This is a genomic window from Cohnella sp. GbtcB17 (assembly GCF_019091135.1).
Taxonomy (GTDB): domain Bacteria; phylum Bacillota; class Bacilli; order Paenibacillales; family Paenibacillaceae; genus Cohnella.
The window spans coordinates 1-1,309 of sequence record NZ_JAGXJW010000110.1 but is presented as its reverse complement, the minus strand read 5'-3'; the positions used below and the strand labels follow the sequence as shown (position 1 = coordinate 1,309).

General features: G+C 60.5%; 2 protein-coding genes. One reads left to right on the top strand and one right to left on the bottom strand.

Features of this window, described 5'->3' with window-relative positions; translation table 11 throughout:
* Positions 1-558 (bottom strand): amidase (locus KVT38_RS35095; RefSeq protein WP_254639734.1); only part of this gene is annotated, 558 nt, incomplete at its 3' end.
* A gap of 256 nt (positions 559-814) precedes the next feature.
* On the opposite strand from KVT38_RS35095, the gene KVT38_RS32530 reads away from it, so the two are divergent.
* The coding region (locus tag KVT38_RS32530) for an ATP-binding cassette domain-containing protein (protein WP_217597908.1) at positions 815-1,309 on the top strand (495 nt) is incomplete at its 3' end.

The following is a 1,309-nucleotide window of genomic DNA, read 5'->3' as shown; positions in this document are numbered from 1 at the left end:
GATGCGGATCGAGCCGCCGGTATCGGAGCCGGTGCCCATATAGGCGATGCCTGCGGCCACTGCCGCGCCGGAACCGCCGCTCGAGCCGCCCGGGACGTGATCCGTATTCCAAGGATTCAGGCAAGGTCCGAAGTGTGGGCTGCTCGTGGACGCGCCGCAGGCGAATTCATGCGTCTGCACCTTGCCGAGCAGCACGGAACCGGCCGCATGGAGCTTGGCGACGGTCGTCGCGTCGTGATCGGGGACGAAGTCGGCCAGAATTTTTGAGCTGCAGGTCGTGCGGATGCCCTTCGTGTAATAGAGATCCTTGTGCACGATCGGGATGCCGTGCAGCGGTCCGCGGTATGCGCCGCGCATGATCTCTTCTTCCGCCTGACGCGCCTCTGCAAGCGCCAGCTCGGCGGTCATCGTGACGAAGGCGTTCAGCTTCGGATTCAAGCCGGCCGCGCGCTCGATCGACGCTTCGGCAAGCTCTACCGGCGAGAGCTGACGGCTCTCGATCTGCTGCGCCAGTTCATGGATGGGGGCGTAGGACAGCTGCGGGTTGATCGTTTTCAATGCGGAAGCCTCCTTGGTGGGATCGGATAATAAAACGGCGGCGTCCGCTGTTCGCGTATTTTGCGTATAAGATGCAGACGTGTAAAAACCGAACATTCGGAGCACCGCCGTCTTATTTGTCAGGTAATATAACACATAAATACCCGAAAAGACGGTGGGGGAGGGTATAGAATGTTTCGATATCCTGTTTCGTGAAGGTGTATGTTAGTATTTGTGACACAAAGGCTTCCCCAATCCGAACGAGGAGGTTGACAACATGACGGAACTGCTGCAGATCGATCGTCTGGTGACGGAGTTCAAGATCGGAGGCAAGATGGTGCCGGCCGTAAGAGAGGTGTCGCTGCAGGTGCGCAAGGGACGGACCCTGGTCGTGCTTGGCGAGTCCGGCTCGGGCAAGAGCGTCATGCTTCGCTCCATATTAAATCTCAAGCCGACGGGCGCGAAGCTCGGCGGGGCGATCAAGCTTGAAGGCGAGGACCTGCTCCCGCTGACCGACAAGGAGATGGCGAAGGTTCGCGGCAACAAGATCTCGATGTTCTTCCAGGACGCGCTGTCGGCGCTCGATCCGCTCTATCGAGTCGGCGATCAGATCGTCGAGACGATCCGGGCGCACCGCAAGGTAAGCAAGGAGGAGGCGCGGAAGCGCACGGTAGAGCTGCTCGGCAAGGTCGGTATTCCGGCGCCTGAGGAGCGGATGCGCGCCTTCCCGCATGAGATGAGCGGCGGCATGCGGCAGCGGGTCATGATCGCC